Origin of the sequence: Bradyrhizobium paxllaeri (assembly GCF_001693515.2) — a bacterium.
Taxonomy (GTDB): domain Bacteria; phylum Pseudomonadota; class Alphaproteobacteria; order Rhizobiales; family Xanthobacteraceae; genus Bradyrhizobium; species Bradyrhizobium paxllaeri.
Map to the genome: position 1 here is coordinate 4,735,947 of NZ_CP042968.1, position 18,724 is coordinate 4,754,670.

An 18,724-nucleotide genomic window follows, 5' to 3' on the forward strand; every position below is an offset into this window, starting at 1 on the left:
GGCGGGCCGTGTTCCATTTTCGTGAGTGCGGGTAAGCAAGTTTTCACGAAAATCCGTGGTAACCCATCACTAAATAGTAAGCAAAAAGGGCGCCGATCGGCGCCCTTTTTCGTCTGGTGAATGCAGCAATCCGCTGCAAATTTTAGCGAAGCAATTAGCGCTTCGAGAACTGGAACGACTTGCGCGCTTTCGCCCGGCCGTACTTCTTGCGCTCCACGGTGCGGGAGTCGCGGGTCAGGAAGCCGCCCTTCTTCAGCACGCCGCGCAGATCCGGCTCGAAGTTGGTCAACGCCTTCGAGATGCCGTGACGCACGGCACCCGCCTGGCCCGACAGACCGCCGCCGGCGACCGTGCAGATGACGTCGTACTGGCCGGAGCGCGAGGCGGCGACCAGCGGCTGCTGGATCAGCATGCGCAGAACCGGGCGGGCGAAATAGACTTCAACCTCGCGGGTGTTGACCGTGATCTTGCCGGCGCCCGGCTTGATCCAGACACGGGCGACCGCGTCCTTGCGCTTGCCGGTGGCATAGGCGCGGCCGTACTTGTCGACCTTCTTGACGTATTTCGGCGCTTCCGGAGACGCCGTCTTCAGCGACGCCAACTGGTCGAGCGACTGCATGGTATCCGACATCTTATGCGGCCCTCATGTTCTTGCGGTTCATCGAAGCGATATCAACCTTCTCGGGCTGCTGGGCTTCATGCGGATGTTCGGCGCCGGGGTAGACACGCAGATTGCCCATCTGCACGCGGCCGAGCGGACCCCGCGGAATCATGCGCTCGATGGCCTTCTCGACCACGCGCTCGGGGAAACGACCCTCGAGGATCGACTTTGCAGTGCGCTCCTTAATGCCGCCGATGAAGCCGGTGTGCTTGTAGTAGACCTTGTTGTCGCGCTTGCGACCGGTCAGCACGACATGCGCCGCGTTGATGATGATGACGTTGTCACCGCAATCGACATGGGGCGTGTAGGTGGGCAGGTGTTTGCCGCGCAGGCGCATGGCGACGAGGGTGGCGAGCCGGCCGACCACCAGACCCTTGGCGTCGATCAGGACCCACTTCTTCGTCACCTCGGCGGGCTTTGCCGAATAGGTTTTCATGTGAGGAAATCCGTGAAAATGGAAATCGGCGCCAGATGCGCCGAACTGGCGGGGTTTCTAGAGAATGGGATGTTGTCCGTCAACGCCAATGTTCACAAATTATACCAGCAAAAACAATCGCTTATAAATATGGTGCAATACTACCGCTAAAAACCTCACGTGTTTGGAATGGAGTAGGTCGCCGTCACATGGGCAATCGGGTCGGGTGACGAGCCCGAGAGTAGGTTGACCTCGCCGACCGCCAGTCGCTTGCCGAGCTTCAACAGCTTCGCCGCGGCCAGCACGTCCTGCCCCGGCAGCCCCTTGCGCAGGAAATTGATGTTGAGGTTGGTCGTTACCGCCAGCCCCACCGGGCCGATCGCCGAGAGCAGCACCACATACATTGCAAAGTCAGCCATCGCCATCAGCGTCGGCCCCGACACCGTGCCGCCCGGACGCAGCATGCGCTCGTCAAAGCGCCGCCGCAGCAGGCAAGTCTCGCCGTCGGCGCTTTCAATGGTGATATCGCCGTCGCTGAAGGCTTGCGGAAATTCCTCGCGGAGGAACTTCTCCAGCTCAGCCACGCTCATTTTCGCTGCCGCCATGCTACCCCTGCCCTCGATTAAGACCGCCTGTTACATTAGGTTGTCAGCAAAGCCCAAAGGAAAATAGTCGGAGTGGAAACCCCGGAAATGCCCGCCCACACTGCCCGCGCGCCCACGCCGCAACCTCCGATCCTGCTGCAGGAAAATGTCGGCAGCATCCGCCTGCTCACCCTCAACCGGCCGGCCGCGCGCAATAGCCTGTCGGAGGGCCTGATCGCCGAGTTGCACGGCGCACTGAAGGACATTCACGACGACAATAGCGTCCGCGCCGTCGTCATCGCGGCCAACGGCCCGGCCTTCTCAGCGGGCCACGACATGAAGGAACTGACTGCGCGGCGCAGCGACGCCGATCGTGGCCGTGCCTATTTCGGGCAGATCATGAACGCCTGCAGCGCGATGATGCAGGCCGTCGTGCATCTGCCGAAGCCCGTCGTCGCTGCCGTGCAGGGCATTGCAACCGCCGCCGGCTGCCAGCTCGTGGCGAGTTGCGATCTCGCTGTTGCTTCCGAGGCCGCGGGCTTTGCCACCCCCGGCGTCGATATCGGCCTGTTCTGCTCGACCCCGATGGTGGCGCTGTCGCGCAACATCCCGCGCAAGCAGGCGATGGAGATGCTGCTCACGGGCGAGCCGATTTCGGCGGCGACAGCGAAGAATATCGGACTCGTCAACCGCGTGGTGGCCGCCGGCACCGAACGCGATGCGGCGATCGCGCTGGCGCAGAAGGTCGCGCTCAAGTCCGCCTATACCGTCAAGCTCGGCAAGGAGGCGTTCTATCGCCAGGCCGAAATGAGCCTCGCCGACGCCTACCGCTACGCGGCGGAGGTGATGACCGAGAACATGATGGCGCGCGACGCCGAGGAAGGCATCGGCGCCTTCATCGAGAAGCGCGAGCCGAAGTGGCAGGATAAGTGACGACGCAATTTCTGCGTCGTCATTCCGGGGCTCGCGAAGCGATAACCCGGAATCTCGAGATTCCGGGTTCGATGCTTCGCATCGCCCCGGAATGACAACCGGAAAACAAATGAACCACGACAATTACGACGACAATTACATCCGCGGCATCCTCAACGGCGTGAAGTCGATCGCGATGGTCGGCGCCTCGCCGGTCAACGTGCGGCCGAGCTATTTCGCCTTCAAATATCTGGCGCAGCGCGGTTACGACATGATTCCGGTCAATCCCGGCCATGTCGGAAAGCACCTGCTCGGAAAACCCTTCGTCGCCTCGCTGACGGATATAGGTCGTCCCATCGACATGATCGACATCTTCCGCAACTCCAGCCACATCATGCCTGTTGTCGACGAAGCGCTGACATTGTCACCGCCGCCGAAAGTGATCTGGATGCAGCTCGGCGCACGTGACGACGCGGCTGCCGAGAAGGCCGAAGCTGCCGGCCTCAAGGTGGTGATGAACCGCTGCCCCAAGATCGAGTACGGGCGGCTGTCGTCGGAGATTTCATGGATGGGTGTGAATTCGCGCACGCTGAGCTCGAAGCGTGCGCCGATCCCGACGCAAGGCATGCGCCTGTCGCTGAACCGGATGAGCGTCAGCGGCGGGACGACGGCTGCATCGGATCGCGCCGCGAAGAACAAAAGCGAGCCGACGTGAGGCAATGCGAGACGATTATTTCGAGGATACGATCTAACTAAGCAGACCCGTTTTCAATTCCCCGCCTATCAACGCCTCGCCTTGACGACGGACGCGGCCACGATCAGCATCGTCAACGCATTTCGAGCAAGCCACAGAACAGGACGCACAGAATGACCGATCGTCTCCCGGGATTTTCGACCCTTGCCGTGCACGCCGGCGCGCAGCCCGATCCCACCACCGGCGCGCGGGTGACGCCGATCTATCAAACCACGTCCTTCGTGTTCAACGATGCCGACCATGCCGCATCGCTGTTCGGGCTGCAGGCATTCGGCAATATCTATACCCGTATCGGCAATCCCACGACCGCGGTGCTGGAAGAGCGCATTGCGGCGCTGGAAGGCGGCACTGCGGCGCTGGCGGTCGCCTCGGGACACGCCGCGCAGGTCGTCGTGCTGCAACAATTGCTGATGCCGGGCGACGAGTTCATCGCCGCGCGAAAACTCTACGGCGGGTCGATCAACCAGTTCACGCATGCGTTCAAGAGCTTTGGCTGGAACGTGGCGTGGGCCGACCCGGATGACATCGCCAGTTTCGAACGCGCGGTGACGCCACGCACCAAGGCGATCTTCATCGAATCGATCGCCAACCCCGCCGGCAGCATCACCGACATCGAGGCGATTGCGGAAGTGGCGCGCAAGGCCGGCGTGCCGCTGATCGTCGATAACACGCTGGCGACGCCGTATCTCATCCGCCCGATCGACCACGGCGCCGACATCGTCGTGCACTCGCTGACGAAATTCCTGGGCGGCCACGGCAACTCGCTCGGCGGCATCATCGTCGATGCCGGCACCTTCGACTGGTCGAAGGACAACAAATATCCGATGCTGAACGAGCCGCGCCCGGAATATCACGGCATCCGCATCCAAGAGACGTTTGGCAACTTTGCCTTCGCGATTGCCTGCCGCGTGCTGGGCTTGCGCGACCTCGGCCCGGCGCTGTCGCCGTTCAACGCCTTCATGATCCTGACCGGCATCGAGACCCTGCCGCTGCGCATGCAGAAGCATTGCGAGAACGCCAAGGCGGTCGCGGAATTTCTGGCCGGCCATCCGGCGGTGGCGTCGGTGAACTATTCGGGCCTCGCCAGCGACAAGTACAACAAGCTCGCGCGCAAATACGCGCCGAAGGGCGCCGGTGCGGTGTTCACCTTCAGCCTGAGGGGCGGCTACGACGCCGGCGTCAACCTGGTGTCGAACCTGAAACTGTTCTCGCATCTGGCCAATGTCGGTGACACCCGCTCGCTGGTGATTCACCCGGCATCGACCACGCACAGCCAGCTCGACGACGAAGCCAAGGTGCGATCCGGCGCCGCGCCCGATGTCGTGCGCCTGTCGATCGGCATCGAGGACAAGGAGGATCTGATCGCGGATCTGGAGCAGGCGCTGAGCGTGTAGTCCATCGTCATTCCGGGGCGATGCGCAGCATCGAACTAGGGTGCGCCCCTTGCGCACCCGAGAATCTCGAGATTCCGGGTCTGGTCCTTCGGACCATCCCGGAATGACGAGTGCTTCAACTCCCAAAGCCATCGCCCGCAATCACAGGCCTCTCGCTAACGCCCATTCCGGCATAAAGTGGCGCTGAACTGCCCTTGATGATTCGGAGCCAACGATGCTGCGCTGGATGATGCTATTTCTGGTCGCGATTTTCGCAGCCGGAACCGCTGCCGCCGCCGAAGACCCCGGAGCCCCGAAGGCCGCCGATGGCCCCGCCGCAACAAAGCCTGCCGACAGCCCTGCCGACAGCCCTGCCGCCGCCAAGCCCGCCGACAACCCGGCAACCGCCAAGCCCGCCGACAGTCCTGCGCCCGCCAATCAAGCCGCGACAAAGCGCGTCGACAAATCTGCCGCCGCCAAGCGCGCCACAGTCCGCGCCGCCGGCCAATTACCGCCCGGCCTGCCCCGCGCCCATTACAATTACCGGACCACCGTCGCCCCGGCCGCAGCTCCTCTCTACGTGCGGCGCGGTCGCGCCTTGGTGGTCGAGGAGGAGGATCCCGACATGCTGTTCGCGCCAACCGGCATCAAGGCCTATGCGCCGCGCATCTTCGGCACTCCGCTTTTGCCGGGATCATCGACGCTGCCCGGTTATTACGGCACCAATCATTCCTACAGTTATGACGGCCCCTATTATGGCGGCCCCTATGAGCCGTACTGGAACCGCTTGCCATATGCTTGCGGCGTGTACGGATACTGCTAAACGCGCACCAACCTATAAACAGAGACGGACGACCGACGTGGCAGGGGCAACGCGGAAAGCAAGCAAGACGGGCGCGGCCAATGCGATCACGGCGGACCTGGTCGCCGTTCTCGTCGCCGTCACCGACGGCGAGCCGAAGATCATGACCATCGCCAACGACGGCGCGCTGCCGAGCGGACCGTTCGAATTCGCGCACCGCTCGCTGCAGACAGGATTGCGGGCGTGGGTCGAGGCGCAGACCGGCCACCCACTCGGCTATGTCGAGCAGCTCTACACCTTCGCCGATCGCGGGCGAGGCGGCGATACGAAGTCGCTGCACTCGATCTCGATCAGCTATCTGGGACTGACGCGCGAAGACAAGGTCGGCCAGGGTTTTCAGGCGCATTGGTCCGGCTGGTACGAATATTTTCCGTGGGAGGACCAGCGGGCCGGCCTCCCCGCCTCGCTGGCAAAGACATTGGCATCGCGGCTGCGGGCGTGGGCAAAATCCGCCGAGACCACCGGCCTGCAGCGCGAACGCTGGCAGCGCGCCGCGATCACCTTCGGCCTCGACGAGCGCGACTGGAACGAGGAACTGGTGCTGCAGCGCTATGAGCTGCTCTACGAAGCCGGCCTGATTCCGGAAGCGGCGCGCGACCGCCGCAGCGCTACGGCGGTCATTCCCGGCCGTCCCATGACGGGCGATCATCGCCGCATTCTCGCCACCGGGATCGCGCGGCTGCGCGCCAAGATCAAATACCGCCCCGTGGTGTTCGAACTGATGCCAGCGGAATTCACCCTGCTGCAACTGCAACGCAGCGTTGAGGCGCTTGCAGGCCGCCTGGTGCACAAGCAGAACTTTCGCCGCTTGATCGAGCAGCAGCAACTCGTTGAGGAAACTGGCGCAATCGCCACTGAGGCCGTCGGCCGCCCCGCCAAATTGTTCAGGTTCCGCCACGGCGTGCTGGCGGAACGGGCCGTCGCCGGAACCAAGCTCCCGCTATCGCGCACTTGACTTCGATTATGCTCAGGATAAGTATAAGCCAATATATACTCACGGAGAGTATAAATGGCCAACGTCAGTTCCACTGCCCTCGCCCGCACCTCCTCGCTTTACGACCGTGTCAAACGGGTCATCCCGCCGCCTGAATGGGCGGTTTTCGCCGAGGATGTCGACGCCATCCTCGACCTGAAGCGAAGCCGCAATGCGGTCATCCTCGCGCATAATTACCAGACGCCGGAAATCTTCCACGGCGTCGCCGACATCGTCGGCGACAGCCTGCTGCTGGCGCGCGAAGCCACCAAGGTCGATGCCGACATCATCGTGCTGGCCGGCGTGCACTTCATGGCCGAGACGGCCAAGCTGCTGAACCCGGAAAAGACCGTGCTGATCCCCGATCTTTCGGCGGGTTGTTCGCTGGCGGATTCCATCACTGCGCAGGACGTGCGGCTGATGCGGCAGCGCTATCCCGGCGTGCCCGTCGTCACCTATGTCAATACGTCGGTTGCGGTTAAGGCGGAATCCGACATCTGCTGCACCTCGGGCAACGCGCTCAAGATCGTGGAGTCGCTTGGCGTCGAACGCGTGATCATGCTGCCGGATGAATATCTGGCGCAGAACATCGCCGCGCAGACAAACGTGAAGATCATCGCATGGAAAGGCCATTGCGAGGTGCACGAGTTGTTCACGGCGTCCGACGTCCGGCAACTGCGCGAAAACCACCCTGACGTGACCATCCTGGCGCATCCGGAGTGTCCGCCCGAAGTGGTTGCGGAGGCCGATTTCTCCGGCTCGACGGCCGCGATGTCTGACTTCGTCGGCAAGCAGCGCCCGCCCCGCGTCGTCCTGCTGACGGAATGCTCGATGAGCGACAATGTCGCCGTGCTCCACCCTGACGTGGAGTTCATCCGGCCCTGCAATCTCTGCCCGCACATGAAGCGGATCACGCTGAAGAACATCCGCGATGCGTTGGAAACCGGTCGACACGAAGTGACGATCGATCCTGCGATCGCCGCACCTGCCCGGCGCGCCGTCGAAAGGATGCTGACGATATGAGCACGGATATCTCAGCGCTCGCCAACCGTCCCGTCATCATCGGCGGCGGCGCCGCGGGATTGATGACGGCGCTGCAAATGGCGCCCGAACCTGTGGTGCTGTTGTCAAAGGCACCGCTGGGTGCGGAAGCCTCCAGCCTGTGGGCGCAGGGCGGATTGGCCGCTGCGATGGGCGAAGACGATGCCCCTGCCCTGCATCTCGCCGACACACTCGCGGCAGGCGCAGGCCTTTGCGACGAAGCCGTCGCAAGCCGGATCGTCCACGCGGCACCCGCGGCGGTCGAGCACCTCTCTAGGCTCGGCGTCGCCTTCGACCGAAAACCCGATGGCGGCTGGCGGCTCGGCCTCGAAGCGGCACACAGCCGCAACCGGATCGTGCACGCTACCGGCGACGGCACCGGGCGCGAGATCATGCGGGCGCTGATTGCAGCCGTGCGCCGCTGCCCCTCGATCACCCTCCTTGAAGGCGTCGAGGCGCGGAGCCTGATCGTCGACGACAATGCCATCAAGGCCGTCGTTGCGGTGAACACGCAGGGTCCGCTGACGATCGTCACTGGCCGCGTCGTGATCGCGACGGGCGGAATCGGCGGACTGTTTTTAGAAAGCACCAACCCGGCCGGCTGCTTCGGCCAGGGGCTGGCGCTGGCGGCACGCGCGGGCGCAAAACTCTCCGATCTCGAATTCGTCCAGTTTCACCCGACCGCCTTCGACGGGCCGTCGCGCCCGATGCCGCTGGTCACCGAGGCCGTCCGCGGCGACGGCGCAATCCTGATCGACGACACCGGCCAGCGCTTCATGGCGGACCAGCTGGGCGCCGAACTCGCGTCCCGTGACATCGTCGCCCGCGCGGTCTGGCGTCGCCGCGCCGAGGGCCATCGCGTCTTCCTCGACGCGCGCAAACATCCGGGAGCAGAATTTGCAAAACGTTATCCTGTGATCTCCGCATTCTGCAAAATGGCCGGGATCGATCCCGTGACTGATCCGATTCCGGTGCGGCCGGCGGTGCACTACCACATGGGCGGTATCGCCGTTGACATCGAAGGCCGCAGCACCGTGAACGGTCTCTGGGCCTGCGGCGAAGCTAGCCGCACCGGGCTGCACGGCGCCAACCGCCTTGCCAGCAATTCGCTGATGGAAGCGATTGTCTGCGCGCAATGGGTCGCCGAGAGCGTCCGGGCTGCAAGCTGCGCCCCGCTGAAGGCACGCACCGCCAATGCGCTTCCGACCGCGTCCGATCCTTCGGCCGTGCGGCCGATCCTGTCGCAGGGCCTCGGCGTGCTCCGCGAGCGACACGGTATCGAACGCGCGATCCGCGGCCTCTATCCACTCGCCAATGGCAGCAGTGCAGCTTCCGATCCCGCTTTGGTGGGACTGATGATCGCAGTCGCTGCCTGGCGGCGCGAGGAAAGCCGCGGTGGGCATTTTCGCAGCGACTTCCCCGATACCCGGCCTTCGGCCGTGCCGTCATCCATCTCGCTTGCGGAAGCGCTCGACGCCGCGCGCGACATCGTTGAAACCGGATCCCTGTCTGTCGGGAGTGCCCAGCCGTGACCCTTACGCCGCTTCTGCCGCTCATGTACGAGCCGCTGGTTCGGACTGCCCTGCTCGAAGACTTGGGGCGCGCCGGCGACATCACCGCCGATGCGATCGTTCCGGCCGACCGGCGCGCCTCACTGGTGTTGCGCGCACGCCAGCCCGGCGTCGTGGCCGGACTCGACATCGCACGCTCTGCGTTTCAGTTCGTTGATCCCGCGATCCAGCTCGCCGCCGAGCGACCTGACGGCAGCGTGGTGGCGCCGGGCGATGTGATCGCCGCCATCGAAGGCCCGGCACGCGGGCTGTTGACCGGCGAGCGGACGGCGTTGAATTTTCTCTGCCATCTCAGCGGCGTCGCGACCGCAACAGCCTCGCTGGTATCGGCCGCGCAAGGCACCAAGGCGCGCATCGTCTGCACCCGCAAGACCACGCCCGGATTGCGCACGCTGGAAAAATACGCCGTCCGCGCCGGTGGCGGCAGCAATCACCGCTTCGGGCTGGACGACGCCATCCTGATCAAGGACAACCACATCGCGCTGGCCGGCGACGTCAGAACCGCGATCGAGCGCGCAAAGGTGCATGCCGGCCACCTCGTCAAGATCGAGGTCGAGGTCGATACGCTGCCGCAGCTCGAACAGGCCCTTGCGATCGGCGTGGACGCCGTACTGCTCGACAACATGACCGTCGAGCAATTGCGACAGGCGGTAGCGATGACCGGCGGCCGGGCCATCACCGAAGCTTCCGGCCGCATCACGGCCGAGACCGCAAAGGCAATCGCCGCGACCGGCGTCGACCTGATTTCGGCCGGCTGGCTGACGCACAGCTCCGCCGCGCTCGACATCGGGCTCGACTATCTCGGACTCAATCGGCAGGCAGCCTAGCGGAGACGGACTATTCGGCCGCGCGTATGGCGGCCTTGTCCTCGCGCATCAGGCGGTTGTTGCGCTGGACCACCGAATAGGTCGCGAGCGCAAACAGGATCACCAGTCCCTGGATCGATAGCGCTTCCATGGACGGATTGAGGCCGATCGCGGTCAGGAATGCCGAGCCCTTCACTTCGGTGACCGTGATGATCGCCCGCTCCTGGAACTCCTGCACGGCCTCACCGATGAACTTGATCGCCATCACGAACAGGAATGCCGAGGTGATGATGAATAGCGGCCGCAGCGGCAGCTTCCGCGCAATCAGGTTGATGAAATAGAACAGCACGCCGAGAGCTACCGCTGCCGCGGCCAGACCGGCGAACAGGCCCGCGCTCCAGCCGCCCTCGGTCTTGGCGAGCGCGTTGATGAACAGAACGGTCTCCGCGCCCTCGCGAAACACCGCAAAGAAGGCCAGCGCGCCGACCGCCCAGATCGTATCCTGCGACAGCGCCTGATCAGCCTTGTGCGCGAGGTAATCCTGCCATCCACGGGGATCCTGCTTCACCATCAGCCAACCGCTGACGTAGAGCATCAGGGCGGCGGCAAGCAAAATGATGATGCCTTCCAGGACGTCGCTGTGATCGCCCGAGTTCAGCACCGCGAACAGCCAGGCCGCAACAAAGCTGGCCGCCACGGCGACGAGGGCGCCGCCATACAGCGCCTTGATGCGGTGACCCGCGCCGGCCTTGGTCAGATACCCCGCCAGCGCTGCGATCACCAGCATGGCTTCAAGCCCCTCGCGGAGCAGGATGACGGCGGCCTGGACGAATGCTGATGACATGAAACGGGACCTGTTTTTGTTTCGTTTTATCGCCCAGACCATCCAAGTAAAGCGGTCCGGCCCCACACAAATGCGTCAGCGCGCGAGAAAAGCCCCGCAAATTGGGCAGTTACGAAAAATGCGGCAGATTAGAATCGCTCCATTTCAGCCGGGCTGCCCAAGCGGCAGCACCAGTTTCCGCTGGTCGGACTCGGTGCGGCGCGCAACCAGACGCTCGGTCTGCAGGACGACGAGCGTCAGCACCACGATCGCGACCGCCTGATGCGCCAGCGCCAGATCGATCGGCACCTGATGCAGCAGCGTGAGGATGCCGAGCACGGCCTGCAGCATGATCGCCGCGACCAGCGACCACGCACCGCCGACGATGGCCGCTCCGGCGCGCGAGCGAACCGCGTCGACCGCATGCCACAGCGCCAGCGCCAGCAGCGCATAGGCTGTCATGCGATGTTCGAACTGCACGGTGAGCGTGTTGTCGAACAGATTGCGCCACCACGGCTCCTCGAACCACAGCCGCGCCGCCGACGGAATGAAGGCGCCGTCGATCTCCGGCCAGGTGTTGTAGACCCTGCCCGCCCGCAGGCCGGCGACGAGTGCGCCAAAATAGAGCTGAACGAACGTCACGACGAGCAAGGCCATCCCGGAGATCTTGAGCCGCAGGGGGAAAGCGGGTTGCGGACGCGAAGTCATGCGCCGCAGCGTCCAGACGATCGACGCGAAGATGATCAGCGCCAGCACCAGATGCGTCGCCAGACGATATTGCGACACCTCGGTCCGCTGCGAGAGGCCCGACGCCACCATCCACCAGCCGACCGCGCCCTGCAGCGCGCCGAGGCCGAAGATCAGCCACAGCCGCTTTTTCAATTCGGCGCTGAACGCGCCACGCCACAGGAAGTACAGGAACGGCAGCAGGTAGACCGCGCCGATCACGCGCCCGAGCAGGCGGTGGCTCCATTCCCACCAGAAGATGGTCTTGAACTCGGCAAAGCTCATGCCGGCATTGAGTTCGCGGTATTGCGGGATCGCCTTGTAGCCCTCGAACGCCTGCGTCCATTGGGCCTCGTTGAGTGGCGGCAGCGTGCCGGTAACCGGCTTCCACTCCACGATCGACAATCCGGATTCGGTCAGCCGCGTGGCGCCGCCGACCAGCACCATGATTGCGATCAGCGCGGCGACCACGATCAACCACCATCTGACGGCGGTGGCATGCGCGGCCTGCGATGTGGAACTAGCGGTCATAAAACCCGTCTTGAAGCCGTCCTGGCTCGCCCCGAAGGCACGCTTGATTGAATTGGCGCGCCCCTTATAGTCCGCCCCTTCCCGCGTGCAACCCGCCACGAGCCTGACATATCCGCCATGACGATACGCACCCGTAAATTCTTCGGAACCCTCGCCTTGCTGGTGCTGGTCGTGGTGTGGTCGCTATTGGGTATGACCATCGCCCAGACGCCGTGGCTGGCCCGTTCCGGCCTGCTGCAGGCGATCTTCTATGTCGTGGCCGGCCTTGGGTGGGTGTTGCCGGCCATGCCGATCGTAAGCTGGATGTCGCGGCCCGATCGCGCCACCTAGAAGATTCTTGTTTTGACGCGTTTTCTACCGCAGATAAGTCTACGCAATCTGCGCAAGCTTGATTGCTATGCGAACCGGTATCCACCTCGCTTGAAAACGCTTTAAACCCAATTGTCGCGGGTCGGCCGGACGGCGGGAAACATCATCCCCGACAGCATCACCCGCATCATGCGCAGCGAGCCCTGCCGTCCATCCCAGGCGATCCGCGGCAGCGCGTGCAGATTGGTATATCCTCTGGCCTCGACGATACCGGGGATCGTCGATACCGCGCTGGCGAAGCCGGCCTCCTGCCCCATGACCACGTGCTCCCGCCGCCATGACTGCCGGTCGCCGAAGGGATAGGCGAAATGCTTGATGGGGCGGCGCAAGGCGGTCTCGGCGACCGCCTTGCCCATCGTCATTTCGCGCTGCGCGTCCGTCCCTTTCAGGTTCGACAGCGCGGCATAATTCACCGTCGCGCTGCCGATCGTCACCAGCGGATCGGCGGCGAGTTTCGCCAGATCGTCCCAGTCCATCGACTGAGCGCGCGACAGCGCCGCGAGATCGACGGAGTAGCGCGTGCAGAGATCATGGATCGCGAACGCAAGATCGGCCGGCGGCAGCGTGCGCAGCCAGCTCGCCAGAAATTCGAAAGTGTCATGCTTCTCTACCGTGCTGCCGGTTGCGAAACGCCGCTCCTTGCGGTCGATCACCAGGCTGATGCGCTCCTCGCGCGCGATCATATCTTCCAGCGCGAGCCACCAGGCTTCGCCGAGCCCGTCCGGAAACGCGGTCGGCAGGTAGACGGTGAAAGGCACATGGTGCTTCGCGAGCACCGGATAGGCCTGCGTGATGACATCCTTGCAGCCGCCGTCGAAGGTCAGGCAGGCAAAGCGATTGGCTCTTGGCAGCGTGACCGCCCGCCGGCACACCTCGTCCATCGTGAGCAGATCGAAGTTCCAGCGCTTCAGCGCGACGATTGTCCGGTCAAGAAATTGCGGCGTGATTTCGCGCCACCGGTTGGGTTGGAACGGCCGGGAATCGCGCGGACGCACGCGCTCGAACCGCAAAATGGCGCCGGCGCCCCCGTTCTGCCGCTGCTTCAGCCTGAAATAGCCGCTGAAATAGCCGAGCTCCATTCGGGCCCTCTGCAAAATTCCGATATCCGACGCCAACGTCCCGCCCTCACTCACGGGTCGCGCTGCCCCGCCGCGCCCCGATTGTATTACCCTTTGTTGACATTTCCCTGCGAAGGTCGGCCAACGCCAAAATTGTAAACAATTTCATATAGCACGGGCTTTGCGATGACCATGGCTGCCGCGATTGAAGACCGCACGGCGGATCGAGATGCGTGGTCGAAGGCAGGCCGCATTGCCAGCATAGATATCGTTCGCGACCTGACCGCGGCGGAAACTATCTGGCGCAACCTGGAAGCCGCGCAAACCTCGTTCACGCCATATCAGCGCTTCGATTTCCTCAGTTCCTGGCAGCGGCAGGTTGGCGCGCGTGAAGGTCTCGTTCCCTTCATCGTGATTGCCTACGACGCCGAGCGTCGTCCGCTGCTGCTGCTGCCGCTCACGATGAGGCAGGCCTATGGCGCGCGCTGCGCCAGTTTCATGGGCGGCAAGCATTCGACCTTCAACATGGCGCTGTTCGATCGCGATTTCGCCGCAAGCGCAACGCAAGTTGATCTGGAAGGCCTGATGTCGGCGATATCGCAGCGATCCGAAGCCGACGTCCTCGCGCTGCATCAGCAACCGGTAAGTTGGCGCGATCTGCCCAATCCGCTCGCCTTGCTGCCGCACCAGCCGTCCGCCAATGATTGCCCGCTGCTGGTGATGGAGCCTGGCGCCGCGCCTGCGGCGCTGGTCAGCAACTCGTTCCGCCGCCGCCTCAAGGGTAAGGAACGCAAGCTGCAGTCCCTGCCTGGCTACCGCAGTCATATTGCTTCGTCGGAAGCCGACATCATCCGGCTGCTCGACTGGTTCTTCCGCGTCAAGCCGCAGCGGATGGCCGAACAGAAGCTGCCGAACGTGTTCGCCGATCCCGGCATTGAAGATTTCATTCGCAGCGCCTGCACGGCGCCGCTTCCCGGCGGCAGGCACGCCATCGATATCCACGCGCTGGAATGCGACGAGGAAGTGATCGCGATCTTCGCCGGCGTCGCCGACGGCCATCGCTTCTCGATGATGTTCAATACCTACACGATGTCGGCGAATTCGAAATACAGCCCCGGCCTGATCCTGATGCGCGACATCATCGATCACTACGCCGGACAGGGCTATCGTGCCCTCGATCTCGGAATCGGATCGGACGACTACAAACGACTGTTCTGCAAGAGCGACGAGCCGATCTTCGACAGCTTCATTCCGCTGAGCCAGCGCGGCAAGCTTGCTGCCGGCGTGATGTCGGGCGTGAACCGCACCAAGCGGCTGGTGAAGCACAATCCGGCGCTGCTGGAGATGGCGCAGAAGCTGCGCAATGCGTTCAGTTAGATAGTTGTTGCGATTGTAGGGTGGGCAAAGGCGCATAGCGCCGTGCCCACCCTCTATCAGATTCCATGCTGTTGATGGTGGGCACGCTTACGCTTTGCCCACCCTACGAAACCTCTTATGCCGCGACCACGCGCGGGCTCGGCTCGACGGCGTCCGACGGCTGGCACGGCTTGCTCAGCATCGTCACCTCGGAGAAGCCGACCGCCCTGAGCTGATCGCACATCGACGCGCGCGCGTCCTGCGCCATCGATGCGTCGGGCACCACGATCGCCCGCGCCCGCGACGTCAGCAATTCGGCCGGCAGATCGGAGGCGGTGCCTGCATCCAGAACGACATGGTCATAAACCCGCAGCAGCGCGTCGATCGCCAGCGTCAGCCGCGGCGACTGGAGCTGCGCGCGGTCGAAGCCCGGGCGTCCGGCGCTGACGAGATGCGCGCGCGACTGCCGGTCCTTGGTGATGATCTGCGTGAACGAGGCTTCGCCCTGCATCAGTTCGGCGAGCCCGGGCGCGACCGGATCGGCCGACGCTGCCACGATTGCCGGCGACAACGCGACGAGATCGACGACCACGACTTTCGCCTGCTGCGCCATCAGCCGCGCCAGCGTCAACGCAGTCAGCGTGATGCTCTCGCTCGATGCGCTGCCGAGCACGGTCACCTTCCGCGTCGCGGCGCCGGCGTCAACCAGCGCATCGGCCAGCTGCTCGATCTCGCCGTCCGCTGCCGCCGCCGCAACATTCATGCGGGGAGCGTCTACGCGAGGCTCGTGCAACACAGGCTCGAGAAGGTGGTCTCCCTCGATGGGAAGCTCCGGCGCGATGGCCGGCGCACGCACCGGTTCCGGCGTTGGAGCCATGACGATGTCGGGCGCAATCTCGCGCGCAACCTCCGGCACGACCGCATCGCGCGGCCGCGGCGCGGTCATGCGCAGCAATTCGCCGGTCGCAATCGCACCTGACGTCAGCAGCAAGGTCGCCAGCGTCGCGATCAGCACGATCGGCAGCTTCTTCGGATAGGCCGGCGTGTTGGAAACGGTGGCGCGGGAGATGATGCGGCCATCGGCCGGGGCCGCCTCGATATTCTCGCGGGCGGCGGCTTCGCGGTATTTGGCGAGATAGGTTTCCAGGAGGTCGCGCTGCGCCTTGGCCTCGCGCTCGAGCGCGCGGAGCTGCACGTCCTGGCCGTTGTTGGAGGAGGCTTGCTTCTTCAATTGGTCGAGACTGTTCATCAGGCCCTCGACCCGGCCCCCGGCAATGCGCGCATCATTGTCCAGCGAGCGCGACACCTTGCCCGCCTCCTCGCGCAGTTGGCGATCGAGATCGGCGAGCTGCGCCTTCAACTCCTTGATGCGCGGATGGCCGCCAAGCAGCGTCGACGATTGCTCGGCAAGCTGGGCGCGCAGCGTTACCCGCTGCTCGGAGAGCCTGCGGATCAGTTCGGAATTGAGCACCTCGGACGCCTCGATCGGCTGGCCGCTTTGCAGCATCTCCCGGATCAGCCGGGCCTTGGACTCCGCGTCCGACTTCAATGCGCGGGCGTTGTTCAACTGCGTATTGATCTCGCCCATCTGCTGATTGGACAGCGTGGTGTTGTTGGTGCCGACAAAGAGACTGGACTTGGAGCGGAAGTCCTCGACGCGGGATTCGGATTCGGCCACCTTCTTGCGCAGCTGTTCGATTTCACCCGACAGCCACTGCCCGGCCGACTTCGCCTGCTGCTGCCGCGCGTCCTGCTGCAACACCAGATACCCTTCCGCGATCGAATTGGCGACGCGTGCTGCGAGTTCGGGATCGCGCGACTGGAATTCGACGACGATGACGCGGGATTTGTCGACCACATAGGCCGTGAAGCGCTCGTAATAGGCTTCCAGCACCCGCTCTTCCGGCGTCAGCGAGAACGGGTCGCGGCCGATGCCGACCAGAGTCAGCAGCGACTTGATCGGCGAAAAACCGCGCAACACCGGATCGAATTCGGGGAGTTCGGCAAGCTTGTTCTTCCTGATGATCTCGCGGGCAAGGTCGCGCGACTGCACGAGTTGCACCTGGCTGGTCACCGCTTCAGCGTCGAGCGCGCTGCGCTCCTCGTTGCGTTCTCCGGTCGGCCGCAGGAACACGTTCTCGCGGCCGTCGACCAGGATGCGCACTTCCGACTTGAACCGAGGGGTAATCATATTGACGGCGACAAGCGACAATACGAGCGCCAGCACCGTCGGGATAATGATCCAGCCTCGCTTGCGCAGCAGCGCCTGACCAAGCGCATGCAGATCGAGATCGCCGGAATAGGATGCGGCGACAGGCTTTCGAGCCGCCGGCACAGGCTTTGTTACCGCCCGCTGCACCACCGGCTTATCCTTGCCTGCACGCCAGAACGCCAAACGCATCGCACACTCCCGCGGACACAACGATCGGTCCGCTCGACCGGCGCGATTACACTTCATTATGGTTGCCGCTGGGTTAATTCGCCCTGCACGCGCGCCCAAACGCCGCCCCTCGCGCATCAGGTCATTTTTTGTTAACCATCCACACCCTTAATCGCGGAATAGTTTTCCAGGATTCCCGTAATGCGAGGCGTGCTCGCCCCAATGCCATGTCTGGTTGCTTCGCTGGCGTATGCGGGCTGCATCGCTCGGACCACGCAGGTATCGGTCGCATCTGAAGGCGGTCTCGATGCCTGTCGTTGACGGTCAGCCGCTTCGTATTCTGCACGCCACGCGTGCGCCGGTTGGCGGCATTTTTCGCCACATCCTCGACCTCGCCAACGGCCAGGCGGACCGCGGTCATCACGTCGGCATCATCGCCGACAGCCTCACCGGCGGCGAACGCGCCGAACAGGCGCTGGCGGAAATCGCCCCGCGTCTCAAGCTCGGCGTTCACCGCACCGCCATTCGCCGCGAACCGCTTCCGACCGATGTTGTGGTATGGGCCCGGTTCCAGCGCATGATCCGCGAACTGAAACCGGACGTGCTGCATGGTCACGGCGCCAAGGCGGGGACCTTCATGCGCTTGAGGACCGCGTCCCGCGACAGGATCCGGGTCTACACCCCGCATGGCGGTTCGCTGCACTATCCGCTGTCGACGCTGAAGGGCAACATCTACGCCCGCGTCGAGCGCGCGCTGATGAACGATACCGACCTGTTCCTGTTCGAAAGCGCGTTCGCGCGGAACACCTATCAACGCACCATCGGCACACCGAAGGGACTGGTGCGATGCGTGTTCAACGGCGTCACTGCCAGTGAATTCGATCCCGTCACCAAAGCCGAGGACGCCACCGACCTGATCTATGTCGGCGAGTTCCGGCACATCAAGGGCGCCGACCTCCTGATCGACGCGGTGGCGCGGCTGCGCGCCGGCGGTCGGCAGGTGACGCTCACGCTCGCCGGTGACGGCGAGGAAAGCGAAAGCCTGAAAGCCCGGGTGCAGGAACTCGGCCTCGGCGACGCCGTGCGGTTCATCGGCCACGTCAAGGCGCGCTACGGATTCTCCAAGGGCTCGCTGCTGGTGGTTCCCTCCCGCGGCGATTCGATGCCCTATGTCGTGATCGAGGCGGCGGCTGCCGGCATTCCGATGGTCGCCGCCAAGATCGGCGGCATTCCCGAGATTTTCGGCGAGCATGGCGACGCCCTGTTCGCGCCCAGCAACGCTGCGGCGATGGCCGATGCCATTAAAGCCGCGCTGGAGGATCCGTCTGCGACCGAGGCGCGGGCCCAATCGCTGCGCGAACGAATCTTCATGCATTTTTCGCAGAAGGCGATGGTCGAGGGAGTTTTTGCCGGCTACCGTGACGCGTTTGCCAATCGTTAACCGTTTTTTACCAACGTAACTGTTTCTTCCGATTTGTCCCGTAAGCCGTGGTGTGGGGGAATTCCGCACCGGCGGGCACGTTCTTATG

Annotated in this window: 18 protein-coding genes; 11 read left to right on the forward strand and 7 right to left on the reverse strand. The window is 63.9% G+C overall.

Features of this window, described 5'->3' with window-relative positions; genetic code table 11:
• Positions 1-154: 154 nt before the first annotated feature.
• The 3 genes from rpsI to LMTR21_RS22620 all read right to left on the reverse strand — a co-directional run bounded on the left by rpsI (position 155) and on the right by LMTR21_RS22620 (position 1,681).
• Entirely contained in the window at positions 155-631 is a 477-nt protein-coding gene (rpsI, locus tag LMTR21_RS22610) for a 30S ribosomal protein S9 (protein WP_065750625.1), read from the reverse strand.
• 1 nt (position 632) lies between these two features.
• Positions 633-1,097: a 50S ribosomal protein L13 gene (rplM, locus tag LMTR21_RS22615; protein ID WP_057839142.1), complete on the reverse strand. Its 465-nt coding sequence runs from the start codon at positions 1,095-1,097 to the stop codon at positions 633-635.
• A 155-nt stretch (positions 1,098-1,252) separates the two neighbouring features.
• Positions 1,253-1,681: a PaaI family thioesterase gene (locus LMTR21_RS22620; protein ID WP_065750624.1), complete on the reverse strand. Its 429-nt coding sequence runs from the start codon at positions 1,679-1,681 to the stop codon at positions 1,253-1,255.
• 87 nt (positions 1,682-1,768) lie between these two features.
• Here LMTR21_RS22620 and LMTR21_RS22625 point away from each other — a divergent pair, with 87 nt between their 5' ends.
• From LMTR21_RS22625 to nadC, 8 genes are all read left to right on the forward strand, one after another.
• Complete coding sequence (locus tag LMTR21_RS22625; RefSeq protein ID WP_065750623.1) at positions 1,769-2,593, forward strand: enoyl-CoA hydratase; 825 nt, start codon at positions 1,769-1,771, stop codon at positions 2,591-2,593.
• A 109-nt stretch (positions 2,594-2,702) separates the two neighbouring features.
• Positions 2,703-3,287 (forward strand): CoA-binding protein, encoded by a 585-nt coding sequence (locus LMTR21_RS22630; RefSeq protein WP_065750622.1) that lies wholly within the window; start codon positions 2,703-2,705, stop codon positions 3,285-3,287.
• A 152-nt stretch (positions 3,288-3,439) separates the two neighbouring features.
• A complete protein-coding gene (locus tag LMTR21_RS22635; RefSeq protein ID WP_065750621.1) occupies positions 3,440-4,720 on the forward strand; it encodes an O-acetylhomoserine aminocarboxypropyltransferase in 1,281 nt (426 codons plus the stop codon).
• 214 nt (positions 4,721-4,934) lie between these two features.
• Complete coding sequence (locus tag LMTR21_RS41480) at positions 4,935-5,522, forward strand: hypothetical protein (RefSeq protein WP_065750620.1); 588 nt, start codon at positions 4,935-4,937, stop codon at positions 5,520-5,522.
• 37 nt (positions 5,523-5,559) lie between these two features.
• Positions 5,560-6,516 (forward strand): NUDIX hydrolase, encoded by a 957-nt coding sequence (locus LMTR21_RS22650; RefSeq protein ID WP_065750619.1) that lies wholly within the window; start codon positions 5,560-5,562, stop codon positions 6,514-6,516.
• A 54-nt stretch (positions 6,517-6,570) separates the two neighbouring features.
• Positions 6,571-7,557, forward strand: coding sequence for a quinolinate synthase NadA (gene nadA, locus LMTR21_RS22655; protein WP_065750618.1), 987 nt, complete (start codon positions 6,571-6,573; stop codon positions 7,555-7,557).
• Positions 7,554-9,107 carry an L-aspartate oxidase gene (locus LMTR21_RS22660; RefSeq protein ID WP_065750617.1) on the forward strand — a complete coding sequence of 518 codons (1,554 nt, stop codon included), beginning with the start codon at positions 7,554-7,556 and terminating at the stop codon, positions 9,105-9,107. Before nadA ends, LMTR21_RS22660 begins: the two co-directional genes overlap by 4 nt.
• A complete protein-coding gene (gene nadC, locus LMTR21_RS22665) occupies positions 9,104-9,973 on the forward strand; it encodes a carboxylating nicotinate-nucleotide diphosphorylase (RefSeq protein ID WP_065750616.1) in 870 nt (289 codons plus the stop codon). Before LMTR21_RS22660 ends, nadC begins: the two co-directional genes overlap by 4 nt.
• Before the next feature lie 10 nt (positions 9,974-9,983).
• Here the strand turns inward: nadC and LMTR21_RS22670 are convergent, their stop codons facing one another.
• Complete coding sequence (locus LMTR21_RS22670; protein WP_065750615.1) at positions 9,984-10,796, reverse strand: FTR1 family iron permease; 813 nt, start codon at positions 10,794-10,796, stop codon at positions 9,984-9,986.
• Between the two features lie 144 nt (positions 10,797-10,940).
• Positions 10,941-12,032 carry a COX15/CtaA family protein gene (locus tag LMTR21_RS22675; RefSeq protein WP_065750724.1) on the reverse strand — a complete coding sequence of 364 codons (1,092 nt, stop codon included), beginning with the start codon at positions 12,030-12,032 and terminating at the stop codon, positions 10,941-10,943.
• Between the two features lie 117 nt (positions 12,033-12,149).
• On the opposite strand from LMTR21_RS22675, the gene LMTR21_RS22680 reads away from it, so the two are divergent.
• Complete coding sequence (locus LMTR21_RS22680; protein ID WP_065750614.1) at positions 12,150-12,362, forward strand: DUF2842 domain-containing protein; 213 nt, start codon at positions 12,150-12,152, stop codon at positions 12,360-12,362.
• Between the two features lie 101 nt (positions 12,363-12,463).
• Here LMTR21_RS22680 and LMTR21_RS22685 read toward each other — a convergent pair whose 3' ends face one another.
• Positions 12,464-13,516, reverse strand: a complete 1,053-nt coding sequence (locus LMTR21_RS22685) for a polysaccharide deacetylase family protein (RefSeq protein ID WP_187399406.1) — start codon at positions 13,514-13,516, stop codon at positions 12,464-12,466.
• A 129-nt stretch (positions 13,517-13,645) separates the two neighbouring features.
• On the opposite strand from LMTR21_RS22685, the gene LMTR21_RS22690 reads away from it, so the two are divergent.
• On the forward strand, positions 13,646-14,836 hold the full coding sequence (locus tag LMTR21_RS22690; protein WP_065750612.1) for a GNAT family N-acetyltransferase: 1,191 nt from the start codon (positions 13,646-13,648) through the stop codon (positions 14,834-14,836).
• A gap of 115 nt (positions 14,837-14,951) precedes the next feature.
• Here LMTR21_RS22690 and LMTR21_RS22695 read toward each other — a convergent pair whose 3' ends face one another.
• Positions 14,952-17,216, reverse strand: coding sequence for a GumC family protein (locus LMTR21_RS22695; protein ID WP_065750611.1), 2,265 nt, complete (start codon positions 17,214-17,216; stop codon positions 14,952-14,954).
• 286 nt (positions 17,217-17,502) lie between these two features.
• Between LMTR21_RS22695 and LMTR21_RS22700 the strand changes: the two genes are divergently transcribed.
• The gene (locus LMTR21_RS22700; protein ID WP_065750723.1) at positions 17,503-18,636 is read left to right on the forward strand and encodes a glycosyltransferase family 4 protein; all 1,134 of its coding nucleotides are present in this window, start codon (positions 17,503-17,505) and stop codon (positions 18,634-18,636) included.
• The last annotated feature ends 88 nt before the right edge of the window (positions 18,637-18,724 follow it).